19 protein-coding genes are annotated in these 21,263 nt (G+C 65.1%); 15 read left to right on the forward strand and 4 right to left on the reverse strand.

What is annotated here, in order from left to right; all coding sequences use genetic code 11:
- Positions 1-170 precede the first annotated feature (170 nt).
- A complete protein-coding gene (locus ACNFBT_RS00360) occupies positions 171-1,670 on the reverse strand; it encodes an MFS transporter (protein ID WP_416745417.1) in 1,500 nt (499 codons plus the stop codon).
- Between the two features lie 107 nt (positions 1,671-1,777).
- On the opposite strand from ACNFBT_RS00360, the gene ACNFBT_RS00365 reads away from it, so the two are divergent.
- The 4 genes from ACNFBT_RS00365 (at position 1,778) to ACNFBT_RS00380 (ending at position 5,849) form a co-directional block, all read left to right on the forward strand.
- Complete coding sequence (locus ACNFBT_RS00365) at positions 1,778-2,683, forward strand: LysR family transcriptional regulator (RefSeq protein WP_416745419.1); 906 nt, start codon at positions 1,778-1,780, stop codon at positions 2,681-2,683.
- Between the two features lie 111 nt (positions 2,684-2,794).
- A complete protein-coding gene (locus tag ACNFBT_RS00370) occupies positions 2,795-3,370 on the forward strand; it encodes a YceI family protein (protein ID WP_416745421.1) in 576 nt (191 codons plus the stop codon).
- Positions 3,367-4,524 carry a phospholipase D-like domain-containing protein gene (locus tag ACNFBT_RS00375; protein WP_416745423.1) on the forward strand — a complete coding sequence of 386 codons (1,158 nt, stop codon included), beginning with the start codon at positions 3,367-3,369 and terminating at the stop codon, positions 4,522-4,524. Before ACNFBT_RS00370 ends, ACNFBT_RS00375 begins: the two co-directional genes overlap by 4 nt.
- A 44-nt stretch (positions 4,525-4,568) precedes the next feature.
- A complete protein-coding gene (locus ACNFBT_RS00380) occupies positions 4,569-5,849 on the forward strand; it encodes an acyltransferase family protein (protein WP_416745425.1) in 1,281 nt (426 codons plus the stop codon).
- Positions 5,850-6,097: 248 nt separating this feature from the next.
- Here the strand turns inward: ACNFBT_RS00380 and ACNFBT_RS00385 are convergent, their stop codons facing one another.
- Positions 6,098-6,496, reverse strand: coding sequence for a nuclear transport factor 2 family protein (locus ACNFBT_RS00385; RefSeq protein ID WP_416745427.1), 399 nt, complete (start codon positions 6,494-6,496; stop codon positions 6,098-6,100).
- 109 nt (positions 6,497-6,605) lie between these two features.
- Between ACNFBT_RS00385 and ACNFBT_RS00390 the strand changes: the two genes are divergently transcribed.
- Positions 6,606-7,199 (forward strand): GNAT family N-acetyltransferase, encoded by a 594-nt coding sequence (locus ACNFBT_RS00390; protein ID WP_416745429.1) that lies wholly within the window; start codon positions 6,606-6,608, stop codon positions 7,197-7,199.
- Positions 7,199-8,089, forward strand: coding sequence for a carbon-nitrogen hydrolase family protein (locus ACNFBT_RS00395; protein WP_416745431.1), 891 nt, complete (start codon positions 7,199-7,201; stop codon positions 8,087-8,089). The genes ACNFBT_RS00390 and ACNFBT_RS00395 overlap by 1 nt, the downstream gene beginning before the upstream one ends.
- Here the strand turns inward: ACNFBT_RS00395 and ACNFBT_RS00400 are convergent.
- Complete coding sequence (locus tag ACNFBT_RS00400; RefSeq protein ID WP_416745433.1) at positions 8,083-8,370, reverse strand: type II toxin-antitoxin system RelE/ParE family toxin; 288 nt, start codon at positions 8,368-8,370, stop codon at positions 8,083-8,085. The genes ACNFBT_RS00395 and ACNFBT_RS00400 overlap by 7 nt on opposite strands.
- Positions 8,361-8,630: a CopG family ribbon-helix-helix protein gene (locus ACNFBT_RS00405; RefSeq protein WP_416745435.1), complete on the reverse strand. Its 270-nt coding sequence runs from the start codon at positions 8,628-8,630 to the stop codon at positions 8,361-8,363. The genes ACNFBT_RS00400 and ACNFBT_RS00405 overlap by 10 nt, the downstream gene beginning before the upstream one ends.
- A 188-nt stretch (positions 8,631-8,818) precedes the next feature.
- Here ACNFBT_RS00405 and ACNFBT_RS00410 point away from each other — a divergent pair, with 188 nt between their 5' ends.
- The 9 genes from ACNFBT_RS00410 (at position 8,819) to ACNFBT_RS00450 (ending at position 21,174) form a co-directional block, all read left to right on the forward strand.
- Positions 8,819-9,370 carry a DUF2846 domain-containing protein gene (locus tag ACNFBT_RS00410; protein ID WP_416745437.1) on the forward strand — a complete coding sequence of 184 codons (552 nt, stop codon included), beginning with the start codon at positions 8,819-8,821 and terminating at the stop codon, positions 9,368-9,370.
- A 167-nt stretch (positions 9,371-9,537) separates the two neighbouring features.
- Entirely contained in the window at positions 9,538-11,034 is a 1,497-nt protein-coding gene (adiC, locus tag ACNFBT_RS00415) for an arginine/agmatine antiporter (RefSeq protein ID WP_416745439.1), read from the forward strand.
- Positions 11,035-11,132: 98 nt separating this feature from the next.
- On the forward strand, positions 11,133-13,433 hold the full coding sequence (locus ACNFBT_RS00420; RefSeq protein WP_416745441.1) for an Orn/Lys/Arg decarboxylase N-terminal domain-containing protein: 2,301 nt from the start codon (positions 11,133-11,135) through the stop codon (positions 13,431-13,433).
- Positions 13,434-13,754: 321 nt separating this feature from the next.
- Complete coding sequence (locus tag ACNFBT_RS00425; RefSeq protein WP_416745443.1) at positions 13,755-14,258, forward strand: transcriptional regulator; 504 nt, start codon at positions 13,755-13,757, stop codon at positions 14,256-14,258.
- 62 nt (positions 14,259-14,320) lie between these two features.
- The gene (locus tag ACNFBT_RS00430; RefSeq protein WP_416745444.1) at positions 14,321-14,644 is read left to right on the forward strand and encodes a hypothetical protein; all 324 of its coding nucleotides are present in this window, start codon (positions 14,321-14,323) and stop codon (positions 14,642-14,644) included.
- 60 nt (positions 14,645-14,704) lie between these two features.
- Positions 14,705-15,316 (forward strand): hypothetical protein, encoded by a 612-nt coding sequence (locus tag ACNFBT_RS00435; protein WP_416745446.1) that lies wholly within the window; start codon positions 14,705-14,707, stop codon positions 15,314-15,316.
- 74 nt (positions 15,317-15,390) lie between these two features.
- Positions 15,391-16,557, forward strand: a complete 1,167-nt coding sequence (locus tag ACNFBT_RS00440; RefSeq protein ID WP_416745448.1) for an efflux RND transporter periplasmic adaptor subunit — start codon at positions 15,391-15,393, stop codon at positions 16,555-16,557.
- Positions 16,558-16,567: 10 nt separating this feature from the next.
- Positions 16,568-19,744, forward strand: a complete 3,177-nt coding sequence (locus ACNFBT_RS00445) for an efflux RND transporter permease subunit (RefSeq protein WP_416745451.1) — start codon at positions 16,568-16,570, stop codon at positions 19,742-19,744.
- Complete coding sequence (locus tag ACNFBT_RS00450; RefSeq protein WP_416745453.1) at positions 19,744-21,174, forward strand: efflux transporter outer membrane subunit; 1,431 nt, start codon at positions 19,744-19,746, stop codon at positions 21,172-21,174. The genes ACNFBT_RS00445 and ACNFBT_RS00450 overlap by 1 nt, the downstream gene beginning before the upstream one ends.
- Positions 21,175-21,263: the final 89 nt, after the last annotated feature.

The following is a 21,263-nucleotide window of genomic DNA, read 5'->3' on the forward strand; positions in this document are numbered from 1 at the left end:
GACGCCTATCGCGGACGGAGCCCGCTCCTATGGGGAGTGCCATCAAGCCGTCGTGCTGACCGTGAAAGAAGGCGCCTGATGCTGTACCTGGAAGCCGAAGCCACAGCTGGCGGAGGTGGCGAGGATGAGCGCGAACAGCAAGGCAATCTTCATGGCGGTTCTCCTGTGTTTCAGGATCGGGCGACTTCCAGTCTACGCCCCGTCGTCCGATGCGCGCCGAAGACCAGGAAACTGCCCGCCGCGAACAGCCAGGCACTGGTACCGCCATACCCGAGCACCCAACCGAAGCCCTGCACCAGCGCTGCCCGTGCGGCGAAGGGATCGGCGGTGCCCAGTTGGCCGCTGGCGATGGTCGCCGCCAGTTGCAGGCGCTCGCCGCCTTCCACGCCCGGCAGTCCCGCGGCGACGCCCCAGAGGAGGATCAGCCCCATCACCGCGATGTTGAGCGCCAGGGAAATCATCCGCGCGCTCATGTCGATGCCCGAGGCCATCCCGGCGCGGGCGGCGGGGACGGCGGCGGTGGAGGTATTGGTCACCGTGGTGTTGGTCATCCCCAGGCCGATGCCGGCCAGTACGCAGCCGGGCAGCAGGGTGAGCCAGCTGGCGTGGGCCACGGCGCTACCCCAGAGCATGAGGAAGAAACCAGCGCCGATCACTAAGAGGCCGCCGGGAATCACCCAGCCCGGCTGGAAGCGGTGCGCCAGGCGCTCGGCAATGGGCGGCACCACCAGGGTCGGCAGGGTGTAGGCCAGCAGCGACCAGCCGGCCTTCACATCGTCGTAGCCGAGTACGCCGTGGTAGTAGACCGGCAGGTAGATCATCAGCGGCCAGAAGCTCACGTTCATCCCCGCCGAGCCGAACATCGCGCCGGAGAAGGCGCGGATGCGCAGCACGGAGAAGTCGAACATCGGGTGGGCTGCGCGGCGTTCGATGGCGATGAAGGCCGCCAGGCAGGCAAGGCTGGCCAGCAGGATTGCCAGCGCTGCGGGGCTGGCGAAGCCCATGTCGGCGCCCTGGGTGATGTAGAAGACGGTGCCGAGCACGGCGAGCGAGAGGGTGAGCATGCCGCCCAGGTCGAGCCGTTCGGCGTCCGGGTCGCGGGACTCCACCGCGCCGTATTGCGCAAGGGCCAGGGTGAGCAGGGCGATCGGTCCGTGCACCAGGAACACCCATTGCCAGCTGGCCAGGGCGACGATGGCGCTGCCGATGATCGGCCCGAAGCCCAGGCCGATGCCGAAGATCACGCCCCAGGCGGCGAAGGCGCGCACGCGCTCGCTCGGATCGCTGAACTGGCTGGTCAGCACCGCCACCTGGCAGATCAGCATGATCCCGCCGGCGGCGCCCTGCAGGAAGCGCCCGGCGATCATGGTCGGCATGTTGCTCGCCAACCCGCAGAGCAGCGAGGTGAGGCCGAACAGCGTCAGGCTGATGACGAACAGGCGCTTGCGGCCGAAGCGGTCGGCCAGGGTGCCGGCGGCCATCAGCACGCTGGTGACGGCAATGGTGTAGGCGTTCATCACCCATTGCAGGTCCTGGAAGTCGCCGTGCAGCACGCGCTCCAGGGCCGGCAGGCTGGCCGGCACGCTGGAAATCTCCAGGCCGAACATCATCGAGGAGAGGCACACCGCGGCCAGGGCGATGAGGTTGCGGGGATTGTGGATGGCAGTCATGGGGGAGGCTCCGATTCAGAGCCTCCATTCTGGAAAAGAACAGGGTTCCCCATTGGCTCCATTTCGTCCCATCATTGGGGCTTGTCAGGATTCAAATGGGCAGGCCGATGGATGACCGACTCGATGGCATCGCCACCTTCGTCCAGGTGGTGGACGCCGGCAGCTTCGCCCTGGCGGCTGAGCGCCTGAACCTCACGCGCTCGGCGGTGGGCAAGGCCATCGCCCGTCTGGAGGCGCGTCTGGGCGTGCGCCTGCTGCAGCGCACCACGCGCAGCCAGAACCTCACCGACGACGGCCAGGTGTTCTACGACAGCTGCGTGCGCGCACTGGCCGAACTGGACGCCGCACATACCGTGCTGGAAGGCGGGCGGATGGAGCCGCGCGGGCGCCTGCGGGTCAGCGTGCCGATCTCCTTTGGCCACCTCTGCGTGGTGCCGCTGATGCTGGAGCTGGCGCGGCAGCACCCGACGCTGAAGATCGACCTGTCCTTCACCGACCGCCGCGTCGACCTGGTGGAGGAGGGCTTCGACCTCGCCGTGCGCATCGGCCCGCTGGGCGACAGCGCTACCCTCGCTGCGCGCAAGCTGGGCGTGCAGTACACAAGCATCGGCGCGGCGCCCTCGTATATCGCCGAGCACGGCATGCCCGATGACCTGGACGATCTCGCCGGTCATGCGGCGATCAGTTACTCCGTCGCTGGCGTCACCTCGCCCTGGGACCTGCGCGACGACGACGGCCGGGCGAAGCGCATCGACATCGACCCGCAACTGAGCATGGACGACCTGCAGGCCATCACCGCGGCGGCCGTGGCCGGCTTCGGACTGGCGCGCCTGCCATCCTGGCTGCTGGCCCGGCATGTGAAGCTGGGCGAGCTGGTGCTGGTGAAGGGGCGCTGCAACCTGCCGCCGCTGGATATCCATGCGGTGTGGCCGAAGAGCCGCTACATGCCGTCGAAGATCCGTTGCGCCATTGATGCGCTGGTGGCCGGGATTCCCGCCTTGCTGGCCGACTGAACCAATATCGCTGACGCCTGCCCAAGGGCTCGCCAGTCGGCCGGTTTGCAAGCCGACGGCGGGCCGCTATCGTTGGCCGTTGATCCATCCGGTTTTCATGTAAGGGATTTCATGCGCTCGCTGTTCGCCTTCCTCTTCGCGGCCTGCTTCGCCGCTTCCGCCCAGGCTGCCTGGTACCTCGACTACGAGTCGTCGCGGCTGACCTTCGTCACCAGCAAGAACACCGACGTCGCCGAGGTGAGCCGCTTCCTGGTGATGCACGGCAAGGTCGACGAGCAGGGGCAGGCCGAGTTGCGCATCGAGATGGATTCGGTGAGCACCGGTATTCCTCTGCGCGACGAGCGGGTCCGCGAGAAGCTGTTCGATACCGAGAAGTACCCGGATGCGCGGATCACCGCCCGTCTGGACCTGCGGCCGATCACCGATCTGGCCAACGGCGTGCAGATGGAGATGCGCCTGCCGCTGCGCCTTGAGCTGCGCGGGCAGACGAAGGAGTACCGCACCGATGTGCTGATCACCCGCCTGGACGAGCACCGCTTCCAGGTGGTGACCCTCTCGCCATTGGTGGTCAATGCCGCCGACTTCGGCCTGGCGCCGGGCGTGGCCGAGCTGCGCAAACTGGCCGGGCTGAAGAGCATCGGCCTGTCGGTGCCGGTGGGCGCCGTGCTGATCTTCGTCTCGCGGTGAGCGGACCCATCTTCCCCTGGCGAAGCGCTAACCGCTTCGCCTTGCTCTGCGACGGAGAGCGCTTCTTTCCGCGCATGTTCGAAGCCATCGACAGTGCCGAGCGGCATATCGAACTGGAGCTCTACCTGGTGGAGAGCGGCAGCTGCGCCGAGGCGCTGCTGGACCGCCTGCTGGCCGCGCGTGTGCGGGGTGTACGGGTGCGCTGCCTGTTCGATGCCTTCGGCAGCCTGAAGCTTTCCAGCGCCTGGACGCGGCAGTTGCTGGAGGCCGGCGGCGAACTGCGCCAGTACAACCCGCTGAACTGGAAGGCCGGGCTGCGCAATCTTTACCGCGACCATCGCAAGCTGCTGCTGGTGGATGAGCGCATCGCCTATGTGGGTGGGACCGGCGCCACCGACGAGTTCTGGTCGGCGCGGGAAAACCGCAGCGACTGGCACGAGGTGATGGTGGAGATGAGCGGCGCCATCGTCGCCGACTGGCAGCGCCTGTTCGAGCGCCAGTGGCACGCCACCTTTGGCGTGCGTGCGTGGAAGCCTCGCGAGGAGGTACTGCTGACCCGCCTGCCGCCGCTACCCATTGCCGGGGGCGGCATGGCGCGGGTCGCTTACGCGGACGCCAGCCAGCATCGCGACATCCTGCAATCGCTGGTGCGTTCATTGCGTGGCGCGCGCCAGCGGGTGTGGCTGGCGACGCCGTATTTCCTGCCGACCTGGAAGGTCCGCCGCGCGCTGCGCAAGGCCGCCCTGCGCGGCATCGACGTGCGCCTGCTGCTCACCGGCCGGCTCACCGACCATGCGCCGGTACGCTACGCCGGCCAGCGTTACTACCCGCGCCTGTTACGCGCGGGCGTGCGGATCTTCGAGTATCAGCCACGCTTCCTTCACCTGAAAATGGTAGTGGTCGACGAATGGACGAGCGTCGGCTCCTGCAACTTCGATCATTGGAACCTTCGCTTCAATCTGGAGGCCAATGTAGAAGCGTTCGATCCGCAGTTCACTGCGGCGGTCGTCGAGTGTTTTAGCGCGGATTTCGAGCAGAGCCGCGAGATAGACCTCGGCAGCTGGCATGCCCGGCCCTGGTGGAAGCGCCTGCGTGAACGGCTATGGGGTTCCCTTGACCGCCTGGTGGTGACTTTTCTCGACCGCCGGCGCTGATCCGACGGAGCGCCCGAACCGATTTTTCGAAAAGGAGAGTGGCGTTGAGTACGAGTCAGAAGGAACGCTTCATTGGCCTTGAGTGGCTGCGCTTCCTGCTGGGCCTCTACGTGGTGGTCTACCACACCCTGCACAGCTACCCGGCGGAGCAGAAGTTCGCGGGTCTCGACGACCTGACCAGCCTGGGCTTCTTCGCCACCAGCACCTTCTTCGTGCTGTCGGGCTTTCTGCTCTGCCACGTCTACGTCAGCGACGGACAGTTGCGGGAGAGCCCGCGCAGCTTCTTCACCAAGCGCCTGTCCAACCTCTACCCGCTGCATATCTTCTCGATCCTGCTGACCATCGTTGTGCTGCTGACGGTGAGCGGCCTGGGCATAGGCCCGGACCTTGACCAGGCCACGCCGCGCTTCGTCGTCTACGACACCAACGAGCTGATCGGGCGCCTCCAGCCGCAGCTGTTCCATCACTGGATGAGCGACCGCGAGCTGCTGCTCAACAGCGTCCTGCAGCTCACGATGATGCAGGCGTGGAACCCGTACTACCTGACCTTCAACGCGCCGCTCTGGTCACTCTCGACGCTGTTCTTCTTCTACCTCTGCTTCCCCTATTTCGCGCCACGGCTGGCGCGGGTGCGGCACAAGTGGCGGCTGCTGATCATCCTCTGGCTGCTGTACCTGGTGCCGCCATTGCTGGTAGTGGCCAGCCAGGAATACGGCATGCCGTGGACCGGCCTGCTGCACCGCAACCCGCTGCTGCGCCTGCCGGAGTTCCTCAGCGGTATCGTCGCCTATGGGCTGTTCCGCCAGTACAAGGATGCCGGCCGCATGCCGGGGCGCGGGCTGACGGTGGCCATGGGGGCATTCGTGCTGGTGAATTTCCTGGTGGCGGACTACCTCTACACCCACGGCGCCAAGTTCTGGTACTTCCTGCTGCACAACGGCTTGCTGCTGCCGGCGCAGTTGATGCTGGTGTATCTCAGCGCGTTGCCGCGCGACCCGAGCAGTAGCCTGATCCGCCGCTGGTCGCCGCGCCTGGGGGCGGCGTCGCTGTCGTTGTTCGCCCTGCACGTGCCGTTGTTCACCCTGTTCTCGCGGACCGAGAAGCTGGTCCGCGCGCCGGGGGACTGCCTGTCCGACTGGGCTTTCTGCGTCGACGAAGCGACCCGCCAGCCGCTGTCGTTGTGGCTGTACCCATTGTTCCTGCTGTTCATGGTGACCAGCTGCGTGCTGGTGCAGGAGCGCTGCGTGGTGCCGGTGCGCAAGTGGCTGGTGAGCCGTTTGTTGCCGGCGCCGCCGTCGCGGGCGCGGATGGTGACGGAGAGCTGAGCGCTGGAATCAGCCGGCGGGATTCGCGGACAAGGTCCGCTCCTACGAGATCAAGAGCCCCTCACCCTACCCCTCTCCCGGAGGGAGAGGGGACCGTTGTGTGCAGGATGAAACCATAGTGTCAGCCGGTATGGATGGCTCCCTCTCCTGAGGGAGAGGGTTGGGGTGAGGGGGAAAGCGCAGGCACAGGCTGTCCGGATGAAGACAGCTGCTCCTACGAGGAGCCCCGCCCGCTGCTGGAAGCGCCCTCAACCCACCTGCGCCTGCCAGTCATTGAGGTTGTAGTAGTTGGTCACCCGCGCGACCTTGCCATCGCGAATCTCGAAGAAGGCGCCGGCTGGCAGCACGTAGGTCTGCCCGTTGGCCGGCGGCAGGCCCTCGTCGGTGTTCAGGTATTGCCCATGCACGACGAATTCGGCCGCGCCGCGCGTGCCGTCCTCGCTGGCCATCACCACGATGTCCGCCAGGCGTTCGCGGTAGCAGCGGTTCATGTGATCCATGAAGCTCGCGAAAGCCGCCTTGCCATGCTGGCGCTCGCCCTGGTTGATGTCGTGTACCACCTCGTCGTGCAGCAGGCCGAGGAAGGTGGGCATGTCGCCGGCGTTGAAGGCGGCGTAGTAGGCACTGATCAGGGACTTGGCGTGCATGGGTATGCTCCTGTCGCGGGTGGGGCTTAAGGTCGGTTCGCCGGCCATGATAGGTTGACCCGTCGGCCATCACTTTGCCGTTTGCGGCATCCAGCGGACGAAAACGACCATGCCCACGGACATCCGCCTGCTCAGCGGCAGCGCCATCCACCCCTTCATCGGTGACCTGGCGCGCCTGCGCATCACCGTGTTCCGCGAGTTTCCCTACCTCTACGACGGCAGCCCGGAGTACGAGGCGACCTACCTCGATACCTACGTGCGCTCGCCGTGGAGCCTGTGCGTGCTGGTGCTCGACGAAGACCGGGTGGTCGGTGCCTCCACCGGACTGCCGCTGCAGGATGAAACCGAGGAGTTCCAGCGGCCCTTCCTCGAACAGGGATGGAACCCTGAGCGTGTCTTCTACTTCGGCGAATCGGTGCTGTTGCCGGCCTACCGCAACACCGGCCTGGGCCTGCGCTTCTTCGAGGAGCGCGAGCGCTATGCGCGCGGGCTGCAGCGCTTCGACTGGTGTGCCTTCTGCGCGGTGCAGAGGCCGCAGGAGCACCCTGCGCGCCCCGCTGGCTACCGGACGCTGGATGAGTTCTGGCGACGCCGGGGCTTCAGCCCTCGTCCGGACTTGCACACCGAATACCACTGGCGCAACGTCGGCGAGTCGTGCGAGAGCGCTAAGACCATGTCCTTCTGGCTCAAGGAGCTGACCTGATGATTCGCGTTGCCGCCTGCCAGTACGCCATCGAGTTGCACGAAAACTGGGACGCCTACGCACGGCACCTCGAAAGCCTGTGCGCTGAGGCAGCAGCGCAAGGCGCGCGTCTGCTGGTGCTGCCCGAATACGCCGGCCTGGTGCTCAGCGGCCTGCTGCCGGAAACACAGCGCAGCGATCTGCACGCCTCCATCGCCGGCCTGCAGCCGTGGTTGCCGAAGTGGCTGACGCTTTGCGAATCCATCGCGCGGCGCCTGAATCTCTATTTCGTTCCAGGCTCCGCACCGGTACTCGATGCGGACGGCCTCTATCGCAACCGCGCCTGGCTGTTCGGCCCGCAGGGCCTGCTCGGTACCCAGGACAAGTTGCTGATGACGCGCTTCGAGCGCGAGCAGTGGAACATCGCCGGCGGCGAAGGTCTGCGCGTGTTCGAAACCGAGTTCGGCCGGCTGGGCATCCTGATCTGCTACGACAACGAATTCCCGCTGCTGGCGCGCACCCTCGCCGAGCAGGAGGTGGATCTGATCCTTGCGCCCAGTTGCACCGACACCGAGGCGGGCTACCACCGCGTGCGCATCGGCGCCCAGGCCCGTGCGCTGGAGAACCAGATCGCGGTGCTGCATTCGCCTACCGTGGGGCTTGCACCCTGGTCGCCGGCGCTGGACGAGAATGTCGGCCGCGCGGGCCTCTACGTGCCGCCGGACTACGGCATGCCCGCCGACGGCGTGCTGGCGCTGAGCGAGGATTTGACACCTTCGGAAAGCCGCTGGCTGGTGTACGACCTGGATCTGGACGAAGTACGCCGCGTGCGCCGCGAAGGGCAGGTGTTCACCCGCCGCGACTGGCCGGAGCAGTTCACGCCGGGGCGGCTAAAGGTGCTGGATCAGTAACCGGCTTCGCGCTGGTGGCGGATGGCGAGGATCACCAGGGTGTCGCCATCGATTCGGTAGCGGGCTAGGTAGCCGCTGTCGCCGAAGTCGATGGGCCATTCGCGATAATCCACGGGCAGGTCATCGATCAGCCGGCCCATCTGCGGATGTGCGCCCAGTGCCTGGGTGGCCTGGAGGATGATCTGGCCGGCGCGGCGTGCGGCAGTTGGGTTGGTCTCGCGGAGGAATCGGCGCAAGCGCTCGAGATCGCGAAGCGCGGCGGGTGCGTAGATCACTCGCATTTCGGTGCGGCTTGCTCGTCCTCATCGCCCCAGCTGTTCAGCCAGTTTTCCACGGCTTCGGCGGTGACGTGCTGGCCGGTTGCCTGGAACTCTTCCCAGGCCTGCTCGGTGTCGCGCTTGAGCTTCTCCCGCTGCTCCTCGCGCACGACATACTGACCGATGGCCTCGCGCATGATCCAGTGCGGCGAGCGCTGGCGCAGCTCGGCCAGCTCGCGTACGCGGGCAAGCATTTCGTCATCGAGTTTGACCGAAGTGGCCATGGCGGCACCTCTGTAGTGAAAGGTAATACCAGGTAATACTTCGTCCGAAGAGGAACAGTGTCAAACATCAGGGGATGAGTGGGGCACGCTACTGGTGTAACTGTGAATTCATCGACCCGGACTTTCGACGGGTGGCAAGGCACAGCGCCGTGGTTATGCTCCGGGCATAACCATAAGAGGGACACTCCATGCTCCGACTGGCCCTGTGCGCCGTCCTCCTCATGCTGGCTGGCTGCAGCACGCCCGGCGCCTTCTTCGGTGCACTCGACGGCCCGATGTTCAGCGCACTGCCGAGCGCCCCGCAGTATGCGACGGTGTACATCTACCGTCCGCAGAACCAGTGGTCCGACGAGGAACTGGAAGCGCCGGGGCTGTTCCTCAACAACGAGCTGATCGGCAGCCTGCCGAGCAACGGCTATTTCGCCATGACCTTCGAGCCGGGCAGCTATCCGTTGCAGATGCGCCGCCCGCTCCTGGGCAGCTTCTGGACCTTCTTCGCCGGCGGCACCCTGGATTTCACCCTGATCGCCGGCTTCGCCCTGGAGGCCAAGGCGGGCGAGGTCTACTACCTGCGCTACGACGAAACCCATACGGCGCCCAAGTTCCAGCACAACGCGGGGGAGGGCGCCGGCCCGCTGAACCTGGTGGGCAACGAGCTGGGCTCGCGGGAGATTCCCGCCACGCGGCAGGTGCAGGAGCCGGTGCGCATCGCTGCCGACGGCAAGGAACTCCCGCGCTAGGCGTTGTTTCTCGAGTCATTCCGGCTCCTGCCATATGCCCGTCGTAGAGCACTCCGTAGGTTGAGGGTAGGGTAAGAAAGTTCAACGCCGGCTTTGGGAAGCGGCCCGGTATTCCGACCCGTTCAATCGGCAGAAGAATCGTGACTCTCTGGTCGGAGTGTCACGAGATGGAACAGCAGGACAGCAACAAGATCGGCGTGGTAGCCGCCACCCTGATGGTGGCGGGCAACATGATGGGGTCGGGGGTGTTCATGCTCCCGGCCAACTTGGCCACCACCGGCGGCATTGCCCTCTACGGGTGGTTCATCACCATCGTCGGCGCGGTCGCGCTGGCCCTGGTCTTCGCCAAGCTGGCGGCGATCGACCCCGCCGCGGGCGGGCCCTACGCCTATACGAAGAAGTCCTTCGGCAACTACATGGGCTACCAGACCAACCTGATCTACTGGCTGGCCAACGTGGTGGGCAACGTCGGGTTGGCGGTGGCGGGCCTGGGCTATCTGTCGCACTTCTTCCCCAGCCTGAAGGACCCGCTGGTTTCCGCCCTGGCGCAGATATCGGTGATCTGGTTCTTCACCTACGCCAACATTCTCGGCCCCTCGGTGGTCGGCAAGCTGCAATCCTTCACCACCGTCTTCGCCCTTTTCCCCATTCTCGGCATGGCGCTGCTGGGCTGGTTCTGGTTCAGCGGCGACATCTACGAGGCGGGCTGGAACGTGTCCGGCAAGAGCGGCTTCGAGGCGGTGGGCTCGACGCTGAACTACACGCTGTGGGCCTTCATCGGTGTGGAGAGCGCTTCGGTATCGGCGGGGGTGGTGCGTGATCCAGCGCGTAACGTGCCGATCGCCACCGTGGGCGGGGTGCTGATCGCGGCTGTGTGCTATGTGCTCAGCTCCACCGCGATCATGGGCATGATCCCGAATAAGGACCTGCTGGTCTCCAGCGCTCCCTTCGCCGATGCGGCCCGTCTGGCGCTGGGCGATACCGCCGCCAACGTCGTCGCCCTGTGCGCGGCGATCGGCTGCCTCGGTTCGCTGGCCGGCTGGACGCTGCTGGTCGGGCAGACCGCCAAGGCGGCGGCGGACGACGGCCTGTTCGGCAAGGTGTTCGCCAAGGTCAATGCCAAGGGCGTGCCTTCGGCCGGACTGGCCATCGTCGCGGCGATCATGAGCATCCAGGTACTGGCGACCATGTCGCCCACCGCCAGCGAGCAGTTCGGCAAGATCGCCTCGATAGCGGTGATCATGACGTTGCTGCCGTACATCTACTCGGCCATCGCCATCAAGGTGCTCGGCTACCAGAAAATGCCGGCCCGGCAGTACGGCTTCTACACCTTCGTCGGCATCATTGCGGCGATCTACAGCCTCTGGGCGATGGTCGGCTCCGATGGCGAGCAGACCCGCTGGTCGCTGATCTTCGTGGTCTCCACGATCATCTTCTACGAGCTGTCGATCAACAGCATGCGTACGGTCGAGGAAACCGGCGTTCATCCGGGCGGTGTGTCGCCGGGCTGGATCCGCTTCGGCACCCTGGCGCTGACCATCGTCGCGCTGGTGCTGATGTTCTGGGTGTCGGTCGGTCGCCACGACAACCTCAATCTGCGTCCGCGCGTGCCCCAGCCTGCCGCTGCTACTGTCCCCTCCGCTCCGGCACAAGCGCCCAACTGATCCCTTCGCCTGCACGCGCCTTCTCCGATGGCGCTGAAGGCGGGGCAGGCGCCTGCCTGGCTTCCGGCTCGAGCCGGAAGCCGATTCAAGGAGCTTCCATGTCTGAATCCGCAACCAAGAACACCCTCGATTCCGTGGTACTGATGGTTCATGAGGAACTGGGCCGGGGCACGGCGGCGGGTAGAGCCGTACGGGCCCTGATCGATGACCTCGAACGCCGTGGGTTGGTCGTGCTGGCCGCAGCCTCCGCCGAGGACGCCTGCGCGGTGATCACCTCCAACCCGGCGGTGCAATGCCTGCTGCTGAGCTGGGACCTGCCGCAGGACGGCCGAGGCGGAGCGCACGCCGTGCTCGAAGCGCTGCGCCAGCGCAACGAGGCGATGCCGGCGTTCCTGATGGCCTCACGCAACGATGCGGCGTCCATCGGGCTGGAGGCACTGCGTCAGTCGGATGATTTCATCTGGCTGCTGGAGGACACCGCCGACTTCATCGGCGGGCGTATCGTCGCGGCTATCGAGCGCTATCGTCAGACCCTGCTGCCGCCGATGTTCAAGGCGCTGATGAAGTTCTCCCGCGTCTACGAATACTCCTGGCATACGCCCGGACATACCGGAGGCACGGCCTTCCTGAAATCGCCGGCCGGGCGGGCCTTCTTCGAGTTCTTCGGCGAGGAGCTGCTGCGTTCGGACCTGTCGATTTCCGTCGGCGACCTGGGCTCGCTGCTCGACCACAGCGGGCCCATCGGCGAGAGCGAACGTTACGCGGCCCGGGTGTTCGGCGCCCATCGCAGCTACCACGTCACCAACGGCTCCTCGACGTCCAACCGGGTCATCCTGATGGCCAGCGTGACCCGCGACCAGGTCACCCTGTGTGACCGCAACTGCCACAAGTCTGCGGAACATGCGATGACCATGTCCGGGGCGATTCCCACCTACCTGATGCCGTCGCGCAACCACCTCGGCCTGATCGGCCCGATCCGTCCCGAGCAACTGACGGCGGTGGCGGTGAAGCGGCACATTGCCGACAACCCATTGGTGAGTGGCGACATCGATCCCACGCCGCACCACGCGATCATCACCAACTCCACCTACGATGGCCTGTGCTACAACGTGGCGCGGGTCGAGGAGCTGCTCGGGCAGAGCGTCGACCGCCTGCACTTCGACGAAGCCTGGTATGGCTACGCGCGCTTCAATCCGCTGTACCACCAGCGCCATGCCATGCACGGCGACCCGGCCGAGCACACGGCGGAGCGGCCCACGGTCTTCGCCACCCAGTCCACCCACAAGCTGCTGGCGGCACTGTCCCAGGCGTCGTTCATCCATGTCCGTGATGGGCGCAATCCGATCGACCATGCGCGTTTCAACGAATCCTTCATGATGCACGCGTCCACCTCGCCGCAGTACGCGATCATCGCCTCCAACGATGTGTCGGCGGCGATGATGGACGGGCAGGGCGGGGTTGCCCTGACCACCGACTCGATCCGCGAGGCCGTGGCCTTCCGCCAGTTGCTGGCGCGGTTGAACAACGAGTTCGCCGAGAAGGGCGACTGGTTCTTCGACGCCTGGCAACCCGACGAGGTGCGCGACTCCCGGACGGGGCGCAAGGTCGCCTTCTTCGAGGCCGACGCGCAGCTGCTGGCCAGCGATCCGCAGTGCTGGACGCTGGCGCCCGGCGCGCAGTGGCACGGCTTCGGCGACATCGAGGCCGACTACTGCATGCTCGATCCGATCAAGGTCTCGGTGGTGACCCCCGGCGTTGCACCCGGAGGTGGCCTGATGCCGGTGGGCATTCCCGCCTCGGTGCTCACCGCCTACCTGGCCCAGCAGGGCATCGTGGTGGAGAAAACCACCGACTTCACTCTGCTGTTCCTCTTCTCCATCGGCGTGACCAAGGGCAAATGGGGCACCCTGATCAATGCCCTGCTGGCCTTCAAGCGTGATTACGACGCAAACCTTTCACTGTCACGCGCGCTGCCGCAACTCGTGGCCAGTTGGCCGGAGCGCTATGGCGAGATGGGGCTGAAGGATCTCGCCGACCGGATGTTCGAGGCGATGGCCGAACTCGACACCACCGCCCTGATGGGACAGGCGTTCTCGCTCCTGCCCGTACCGTGCCTGAGCCCGAGCGTGGCATACGAGCGATTGGTGAAGAACCAGGTGGAGTGGCTGACCCTGGAGGAAATGAGCGGACGCACCGTGGCGACTGGCGTAGTGCCTTACCCGCCAGGTATTCCGCTGCTGATGCCGGGTGAGAACGCGGGGCTCGCCGCAGGTCCGGTGCTGGGCTACCTGAAGGCACTGGAGGCGTTTGACCGGCGCTTCCCTGGCTTCGGGCACGACACCCACGGCGTTGAGATCGAGGACGGTGTTTACCGCATCGCCTGCCTGAAGGACTGCTGACAGCCGATGCATGGTCGGCGGTGGACAACGTTCCACCGCCGTCTCCAGCGGGACTGCTGCTTGGGGCACGCCGTGCTGGCCGCGCATGCATAGTGATATGCCGTGAGGCCGCCCGCGCATAGCGGTTCCTCAGGATTTTGATCAGATCCTGTAGGAAATTGGCGTAAACGATAGGGGGCCTGTCCTTATCGATTTCGCCCCCATTTCAGCGCCCTGGATGCCGATTAAGGTAGCGACTCCAGCCTCGGATAGCCCGTCCGGCGCAGCTTCTCCAGCCGCCACGACACTCCGTAGGTGACCTGCTTCCAACAAGGAGTCGCCATGCACCTTCGTCCTGCTGTTGCCACCCTGACCCTGAGTTGTCTGCCCCTGTTCGCCTTCGCCGATGCAACCAGCGAACAAACCCGCGACGAGATGAACCAGCACCAGGAGGAAATCAAGAACCAACTGGCCGACGTCGAGTACAACCGCCGCCGCGTCGTCGAACGCAACATCCAGTTGGCGCCCGCGGAGGCTGAAGCCTTCTGGGGCGTTTACAACGATTACCGCGCGGAAGCGGACAAGGCCGACACAGACGCCCTGGCGCTGGACCTGGACTTCTTCCGCAGCCTGCAGAAGGGGACGGTGAGCGAGGATCAGGCGCGCGAACTGCAGCGGCGGGTCTTCGAGCTTGAGGATCGTCGCCAGCAACTCAAGGAGACCTACGTCTCGCGCATCGCCAAGGAGGTTTCGCCGATACGCGCGCTGCGCTTCCTGCAGATCGAGAACCAGCTCGACGCCCTGGCGCTGATCCAGACCACCCGCTCGCTGCCGCTGGCGGAGTGATCGCTTCCTGCTCCCCGGCCGCCCCACGGTGGGCCCGCTCTTACATCACTAGAGGTTGCCCCATGAATACACGCTATTTGCTGGCTGTGCTGATGGCCTCTGCCCTGCTGGGCGGCTGCATGAACGACCAGCAATTTCTCGCGCAGAACCAGAGCGCGGCGATCGACGCCACGGTGTCCCGCGCGAAGTTCGAACTCAACTGTCCCGATGTGACGGCCTCGGTGCTGTCGAGCAAGGTCACTCAGGTGCAGTTCGCCAACATGAACAACCGCACCGAATACACCATCGGCGCCCGCGGCTGTGGTCGTCAGGCGGTGTACATCACCTACTGCCTGGACCCCAGCACCTGCAACGCAATCAGCGATACCGCCCGGGTTACCGAGTAGCGGCGAAATCGCCTGTTGCTCCTGCGTTTCCACAACACCGAGCCCAAGGAGGGTTCAACCATGCATATCCTCAAATCCCTGCCGATGATCAGCGCCCTGGCTCTTGCGATTGCCGCCCCCGTGATGGCCGCCGATATTCCGTTGGGAACAGCGGTCGAAGCCGATGAGGTGGTGACCAAAGTCGTCTCCGTCGACGCCAAGGATCGCCGCATCGTCGTCGAGGACGCCGCAGGCAAACCGGTCACCGTCCAGGTCACCGATGCCGCCCAGGACCTGGGACATCTGAAAGCTGGCGATGCCATCGCCGCGCTGGTCATTCACTCCGCCGCCTTCGATCTGGACACCAAGGTGGAGAGCCAGGCGCCGGGCGGCATCGAGGCGGAGGGTGCTGCCCTGGCCACTCCGACCAATCCGCATCCGGGCGGCGATGCGTTCCGCATGGCGCGCGTGCAGCTGAAGATCGTCGGTATCAACCTCAAGAAGCATGAGCTGACCTTCGAAGGGCCGGATGGCGCGGTCAAGACGGTCTCCGTCGACGAGCCGAAGCTGCGCAGCAGGATGGGTGAGCTGAAGGTCGGCCAGATGCTGGTCGTAACCTATGAGGACACCCTGCAGATCGTCACCGCCCACCCGGTGGCGCAGGCCGCGGCTGCGGCTAAATCCACCAACTGACCTCCCCTCCGGAGTTCCTGCGGGAACTCCGGACTTCGCTCTCTCGCTCTCTAGCGATTCCCTCGGAACCCAGCATGCGCCTGACTGATCTCGGCTGCCCTTTCGCAGCACTCTTCGCCGCCATCTGCCTGACGGCCTGCGGGCCGGACGGTAAGTCTCCCGCCGGCACCGCACCGGTCGATGTCACCACTGTGACAACAAAGCTCGAGAGCCTGCCGGCGAGCATCACCTTCGTCGGCCAGACGCAAAGTCCCCAGGCGGTGGATATCCGTGCGCGAGTGAATGGCTTCCTCCTCAAACGCAACTACACCGAAGGTTCCGTGGTAAAGGCCGGCCAACTGCTGTTCGAGATCGACCATGCGCCGTTCCTGGCCGACCTGGCCTCGGCCAAGGCCGAGTACGAGGCGCAGAAGGCAAGCTATGAGCGGGCCAAGGCCAACCTGGATCGGGTTCTGCCATTGGCCGCCGAAAATGCCCTGAGCCCGAAGGACCGCGATGACGCCATCGGCACCGCCAAGGCGGCGGAGGCCTCCATGCAGGCGGCGTTGGCACAGGTACGGACTCAGGAACTGAATCTCTCCTACACCTACATCCGCTCGCCGGTGGATGGCGTCAGCGACTATGCGAGGGTGAACGACGGCACCTACGTGAATACCAGCAACAGCCTGCTGACGACGGTCTCGACGCTGGATCCCATGCGCGTGGTGCTGAGCGTGAGCGAGGAACAGTTCCTCGCCATACGCAACCTGCGCGACAGCGGACGACTAATCATGCCGGCCGATGGGCGGATGGAGGCCGACCTGCTGATGGCGGATGGTTCCGGTTATTCGCACACCGGCGTGGTGACCTTCGCCTCGACTTCGTTCAATCAGCAGACCGGCACCTTCATGGTTCGCGCCGACTTCGCCAACCCCAAGGGTGAGTTGCATCCGGGACAGTTCGTGCGCATCACGCTCAAGGGGGCGAGCTACGCCAATTCCATCCAGGTGCCGCAGCGCGCGGTCATGCACGGGCCGAAGGGCGATTTCGTGTATGTCGCTGGCGTCGATGGCAAGGCTGAGGTGCGTCCGGTGCAGATGGCCGAACCGTCCGGGGAGTTCTGGCGGGTCGAGGACGGGCTCAAGGGTGGCGAGCAGGTGGTGGTCGATGGCGCGGGGAAGCTGATGCCCGGCGCGCCGCTGAAGGTGACCAGCACGGCCCAGGCCAACAGCTTTGGCGCTCCCGCCGCGAAGTCAGAGTGAGGAACCGACCATGCTTTCCCGCTTCTGTATCGAGCGCCCGATCTTCGCCATGGTGCTGTCGTTGATCATCATCATCGCCGGTGGTGTATCGATCTTCGCCCTGCCGGTGGCGCAATACCCGGACATCACTCCCATCCAGATCACCGTGACGGCGACCTATCCCGGCGCCGACTCGCAGACTATCGCCTCCACGGTGGCGGCCCCCATAGAGACCCAGGTCAACGGTGTGGACAACATGCTGTACATGCAGTCGGTCAGCTCGCCCACAGGGCAGATGACCCTGAACGTGTACTTCGACATCGGCACCGACCCCGATATCGCCCAGGTCCAGGTGCAGAACCGCGTCAGCCAGGCGTTGGCGCAGTTGCCGCAATCCGTCCAGCAGAACGGCGTCAACGTGCAGAAGCGTTCGTCCAGTTTCCTCATGCTGTTGGCCATCTATTCCCCCGACGACAGCTTCGACCAGCAATACGTCGGCAACTACGCGAACCTCTACGTACTGGATGCCATCAAGCGCATCCAGGGCGCGAACCAGGCGCAGATCATGGGGGACGCCGACCTTGCCCTGCGTATCTGGCTCAAGCCTGACCGGATGGCCGATCTGGGGATAACGGCGGCCGACGTGCAGAACGCCGTCAGCCAGCAGAACCAGCAGTTCGGTGCGGGAAATATCGGCCAGGCGCCGTCCCAGGGGCGGATGGAATTGACCTACCCTCTGGTCACTCCGGGGCGTATGAAGACGGCCAAGGAGTTCGAAGACATCATCCTGCGCGCCGACTCCACGGGGACCGCCATCGTCCGTCTGGGCGACGTGGCGAGGGCCGAGATCGGCCTTAACCAGTACACCATGCGGTCGTCGATTAACGGCAAGACCGCCACGCTGATCGCGGTCTACCAGCAGGCCGGTTCGAATGCGCTGGAGGTATCGAAGAACGTCCGCGCAGCCCTGGCCGAGATGTCCACGTCCTTCCCTCATGGCATTGACTACGTCGTGTCCCTGGATACCACGGAGTTCGTGCGCTCCTCCATCCATGAGGTGGTGGTGACCCTGCTGATCGCCATCGCACTGGTGGTGATGGTGGTGTTCCTCTTCCTGCAGAGCGTGCGCAGCACGCTGATTCCGATTGCTGCCGTGGTGGTGGCAGTGGTGGGCACTTTCGGGGCCCTGCTGGCGCTCGGGTTCTCCATCAACCTGCTGACCCTCTTCGCCCTGGTACTGGCCATCGGCATCGTGGTGGACGATGCCATCGTGGTGGTGGAGAACGTCGAGCGGAACATGGAGCAATTCAAGCTCGATGCCCGTGAGGCGACCCGGCGCGCGATGGAGGAGGTGACCGGCCCGGTGATCGCCATCGTCCTGGTGCTCTGCGCGGTGTTCATCCCGGTAGCCTTCGTCAGTGGTACCACCGGCCTGCTGTATCGCCAGTTTGCCCTGACCATCGCCTGCTCCGTGGCCATCTCCGGCTTCGTCGCCCTGACGCTGTCGCCAGCGTTGGCCTCGCTGATTCTCAAGCCCGGCCAGCATGCACGCTGGACAGGATTCCAATGGTTCAACCGGGCCTTCGACAAACTGACCCATGGCTACGTCAGCCTGGTGTCCGTGGTGGTGCGGCGCATGGTCGTGGCCCTGGCGCTGTTCGCGGTGATGCTGCTGTGCATCTGGACACTCTTTTCACGGATACCCACCAGTTTTGTTCCCGAAGAGGACCAGGGCTATCTGCTGGTGGCCGTGATGATGCCGGACTCGGCGAGCCTCGATCGCACCGAGGCCACCACCGAACAGGTGGCCGCTCTGTTCCGCGTGCACCCGGCTGTGCAGGATGCCTCCGCCGTGTCCGGCTACAGCTTCATCGATGGGCAGAACCAGACCAACATGGGCACGGTGTTCATCAACCTGAAACCGTCCGAGCAGCGCAAGGGCTTCGCACTGTCTGCCGACGGCGTGATCCGTGCGCTGTACCCCAAGCTGGCAAGCATTCCCCAGGCACGGATCATCCCTATCAATCCGCCGTCGATTCCCGGCCTGGGCACCCAGGGTGGCTTCGAGTTCTGGGTGGAAAACCGTGGCAACGGTGATGCCAAGGAGCTCCAGGCGGCCACCTGGAAACTCATCGGAACCGGCGCCAAACAGCCGGAACTCTCCGGCCTGATCAGTACCTTCCAGGCCTCCACCCGGCAGATGCGCATCGCCGTGGACAACTCGAAGGCGGAAACGCTGGGCGTGCCGATGGCGGATGTCTACGGCGCGCTGCAAACCCAGTTCGGCTCGTCCTATGTCAGCCAGTACGTGCTGGGCAGCCGGGTGTGGCAGGTGATCCTGCAGGGCGCGCCGCAGTACCGCAGCTCGCCGACCGACCTGGGCTACCTCTACGTGAAGCAGAAGAACGACAAGATGATCCCCCTCTCCGCGCTGGTGAAGACCGAGTTCACCTCCGGTCCGAGCCTGGTGACCCGCTTCAACAACTTCCCCGCCGCCAAGATCACTGGCAGTGCGGCGCCGGGTTACAGTTCGGGTGATGCCATCAGTGCCATGCAGCAACTTTCCGTCCAGGAGCTGCCGGCGGGCTACAGCTATGCCTGGAGCGGCGAGGCGTTCGAGGAGAACAAGTCGGGCAACACCACGGTGCTGGTGTTCATCTTCGGCATCGTCATGGTGTTCCTGATCCTCGCGGCGCAGTACGAGTCCTGGTCGTTGCCGCTGACGGTGCTCAGCGCGGTGCCCTTCGGCATCTTCGGCGCATTGGTGGCGATCTGGGCGCGGGGCATCCCCAACGACGTGTATTTCCAGATCGGCCTGGTCACCCTGGTGGGGCTGGCGGCGAAGAACGCGATCCTTATTGTGGAGTTCGTCATCCTCCAGCGCAAAGCAGGGCTGTCGCCGATGGACGCGGTACTGAAGGCTGCGGAGCTGCGCCTGCGCCCGATCATCATGACCTCCCTGGCCTTTATCTTCGGTGCGGTACCGCTGGCCATCGCTACCGGTGCGGGGGCCAACTCTCGCCATTCGATCGGCACCGGCATCGTCGGCGGCATGCTCGCGGCCACCAGCCTGGCCCTGCTGTTCGTCCCGCTGTTCTCCTACCTCGTCGAACGGCTTGGCGAGCGGCGTGAGAAGCAGAAGGCGGATGTCCAGGTGCCTGTCTCCCCCCCTGGAAGCGGCAGCGACTCTGCCTCGGAGGCACACTGATGGACGCCAGAAAACTCTTGTTGGCAGTGGCCGTCTCCAGCGTGGCGGGCTGCATGGTCGGGCCGGACTATCAACGTCCGCAGGTCGCCATGCCCTCTACATACCGGGCCCACCTGGTGGATACCTCCGCCGGCGTCGCTGGGCCCTGGTGGACGCAGTTCGGCTCGCCGACACTGGCCGGCCTGGTCAACGAAGGCCTGAGCAACAACCTCGACCTGCAGCGCGCCACGGTGCGCATCGAGCAGTTCCGTGGACAACTGAAGACCGTTCGTGCCGGGCTGTTTCCGCAGCTCGGTCTGGGCCTGGGCGCCCAGCGCGCACGTAGCGACCAGTTCGTCGATACGCCACTCTCCAACTTCGATGGCATCGCCAATCAGTACCAGACAGGCCTGAACGCCAGCTGGGAAATCGATCTCTGGGGCAAGCTGCGTCGGCAGAGCGAAGCAGCCAACGCGCAACTACTGGGCGCGCAGTATGCGCAGCGCGGCGTGGCGCTCAGCCTGGCGAGTTCGATCAGCGAGGGCTATCTCAACCTGCTTGCGCTGGACGAGCAGCTCGCCATCGCGGAGCAAACGGCACAGGCGCGCAAGGAGGCTCTGGATATCTTCCAGAAGCGCTATGACCGGGGCGTGATCCGGCAGATCGAGCTCAGCCAGGCGCAGAACGATTACTGGTCGACCCAGGCGGCGATTCCTCCGCTGCGGGCCAAGATTGCGGCGGCGGAGAATTCGTTGTCGGTATTGCTCGGTCGGCTACCGGGGCCTGTCGCGCGCACGGAGCGCCTGTCTTCCTTGCAAGCGCCGGCAACGCCGAAGGTTCTGCCGGCCAGCCTGTTGTCGCGGCGACCAGACCTGCTGCAAGCGGAGCAGGTAGTGGTCGCGAGCAACGCGCAGGTTGGCGCGGCAGAAGCGCTGTACCTGCCGGATCTGAACCTGTCGGGGATGATCGGCTTCAGCCGGGGGGAGAGCGGGCAGTTGTTCGAGAGCGCGTCGAAAATCTGGAACCTCGCCCTGGGCATCAACCAGACGGTATTCGATGCCGGCGCGATCTCCGGGCAGGTCCAGCAGGCGAAGTCCCAATACCAGCAGTCGGTGCTGGCCTATCAGGGGGCCGTTCAGTCGGCGTTGGCGGATGTGAACGACGCACTGGTCGACACGCGTGAGTCGGCGGCCCAGCTGGCGGCTGTCGAACAGCAGATTACTGCTCTGCAAACCTATGCGCAGCAGGCGCGTCGGTTGTACGAAGGGGGATATTCGACCTACCTGGACGTCACCACTTCGGAGGAAAAGCTCTTCCAGGGACAACTGCAGGAGGTGAACAGCCGACTGGCGGCGCTGAATGCCTTCAATGCGCTGTATCTGGCAGTCGGTGGCGATCCGGGATCGGATGCGTCGTTGCTCTTCAAGCCGATAGCGGTGCGCGGGCGGTAGTGCCATGGCTCAGGTGTCGTCACGTGGAGGTTCGAGTCTTCCGTGGCGACGCCGTGAGTAATGAGGGGGGCTGGCTGCGGCGCCTCTTC

This window comes from Pseudomonas sp. NY15181, from assembly GCF_048068055.1.
Classification (GTDB): domain Bacteria; phylum Pseudomonadota; class Gammaproteobacteria; order Pseudomonadales; family Pseudomonadaceae; genus Pseudomonas.

What these genes read in the sequence shown, in the direction of transcription:
- ACNFBT_RS00360 (WP_416745417.1), bottom strand. Translation starts at nt 1,670, where the DNA reads ATGACTGCCATCCACAATCCCCGCAACCTCATCGCCCTGGCCGCGGTG.
- ACNFBT_RS00365 (WP_416745419.1), top strand. Translation starts at nt 1,778, where the DNA reads ATGGATGACCGACTCGATGGCATCGCCACCTTCGTCCAGGTGGTGGAC.
- ACNFBT_RS00370 (WP_416745421.1), top strand. Translation starts at nt 2,795, where the DNA reads ATGCGCTCGCTGTTCGCCTTCCTCTTCGCGGCCTGCTTCGCCGCTTCC.
- ACNFBT_RS00385 (WP_416745427.1), bottom strand. Translation starts at nt 6,496, where the DNA reads ATGCACGCCAAGTCCCTGATCAGTGCCTACTACGCCGCCTTCAACGCC.
- ACNFBT_RS00390 (WP_416745429.1), top strand. Translation starts at nt 6,606, where the DNA reads ATGCCCACGGACATCCGCCTGCTCAGCGGCAGCGCCATCCACCCCTTC.
- ACNFBT_RS00395 (WP_416745431.1), top strand. Translation starts at nt 7,199, where the DNA reads ATGATTCGCGTTGCCGCCTGCCAGTACGCCATCGAGTTGCACGAAAAC.
- ACNFBT_RS00400 (WP_416745433.1), bottom strand. Translation starts at nt 8,370, where the DNA reads ATGCGAGTGATCTACGCACCCGCCGCGCTTCGCGATCTCGAGCGCTTG.
- ACNFBT_RS00405 (WP_416745435.1), bottom strand. Translation starts at nt 8,630, where the DNA reads ATGGCCACTTCGGTCAAACTCGATGACGAAATGCTTGCCCGCGTACGC.
- ACNFBT_RS00410 (WP_416745437.1), top strand. Translation starts at nt 8,819, where the DNA reads ATGCTCCGACTGGCCCTGTGCGCCGTCCTCCTCATGCTGGCTGGCTGC.
- adiC (WP_416745439.1), top strand. Translation starts at nt 9,538, where the DNA reads ATGGAACAGCAGGACAGCAACAAGATCGGCGTGGTAGCCGCCACCCTG.
- ACNFBT_RS00420 (WP_416745441.1), top strand. Translation starts at nt 11,133, where the DNA reads ATGTCTGAATCCGCAACCAAGAACACCCTCGATTCCGTGGTACTGATG.
- ACNFBT_RS00425 (WP_416745443.1), top strand. Translation starts at nt 13,755, where the DNA reads ATGCACCTTCGTCCTGCTGTTGCCACCCTGACCCTGAGTTGTCTGCCC.
- ACNFBT_RS00430 (WP_416745444.1), top strand. Translation starts at nt 14,321, where the DNA reads ATGAATACACGCTATTTGCTGGCTGTGCTGATGGCCTCTGCCCTGCTG.
- ACNFBT_RS00435 (WP_416745446.1), top strand. Translation starts at nt 14,705, where the DNA reads ATGCATATCCTCAAATCCCTGCCGATGATCAGCGCCCTGGCTCTTGCG.
- ACNFBT_RS00440 (WP_416745448.1), top strand. Translation starts at nt 15,391, where the DNA reads ATGCGCCTGACTGATCTCGGCTGCCCTTTCGCAGCACTCTTCGCCGCC.
- ACNFBT_RS00445 (WP_416745451.1), top strand. Translation starts at nt 16,568, where the DNA reads ATGCTTTCCCGCTTCTGTATCGAGCGCCCGATCTTCGCCATGGTGCTG.
- ACNFBT_RS00450 (WP_416745453.1), top strand. Translation starts at nt 19,744, where the DNA reads ATGGACGCCAGAAAACTCTTGTTGGCAGTGGCCGTCTCCAGCGTGGCG.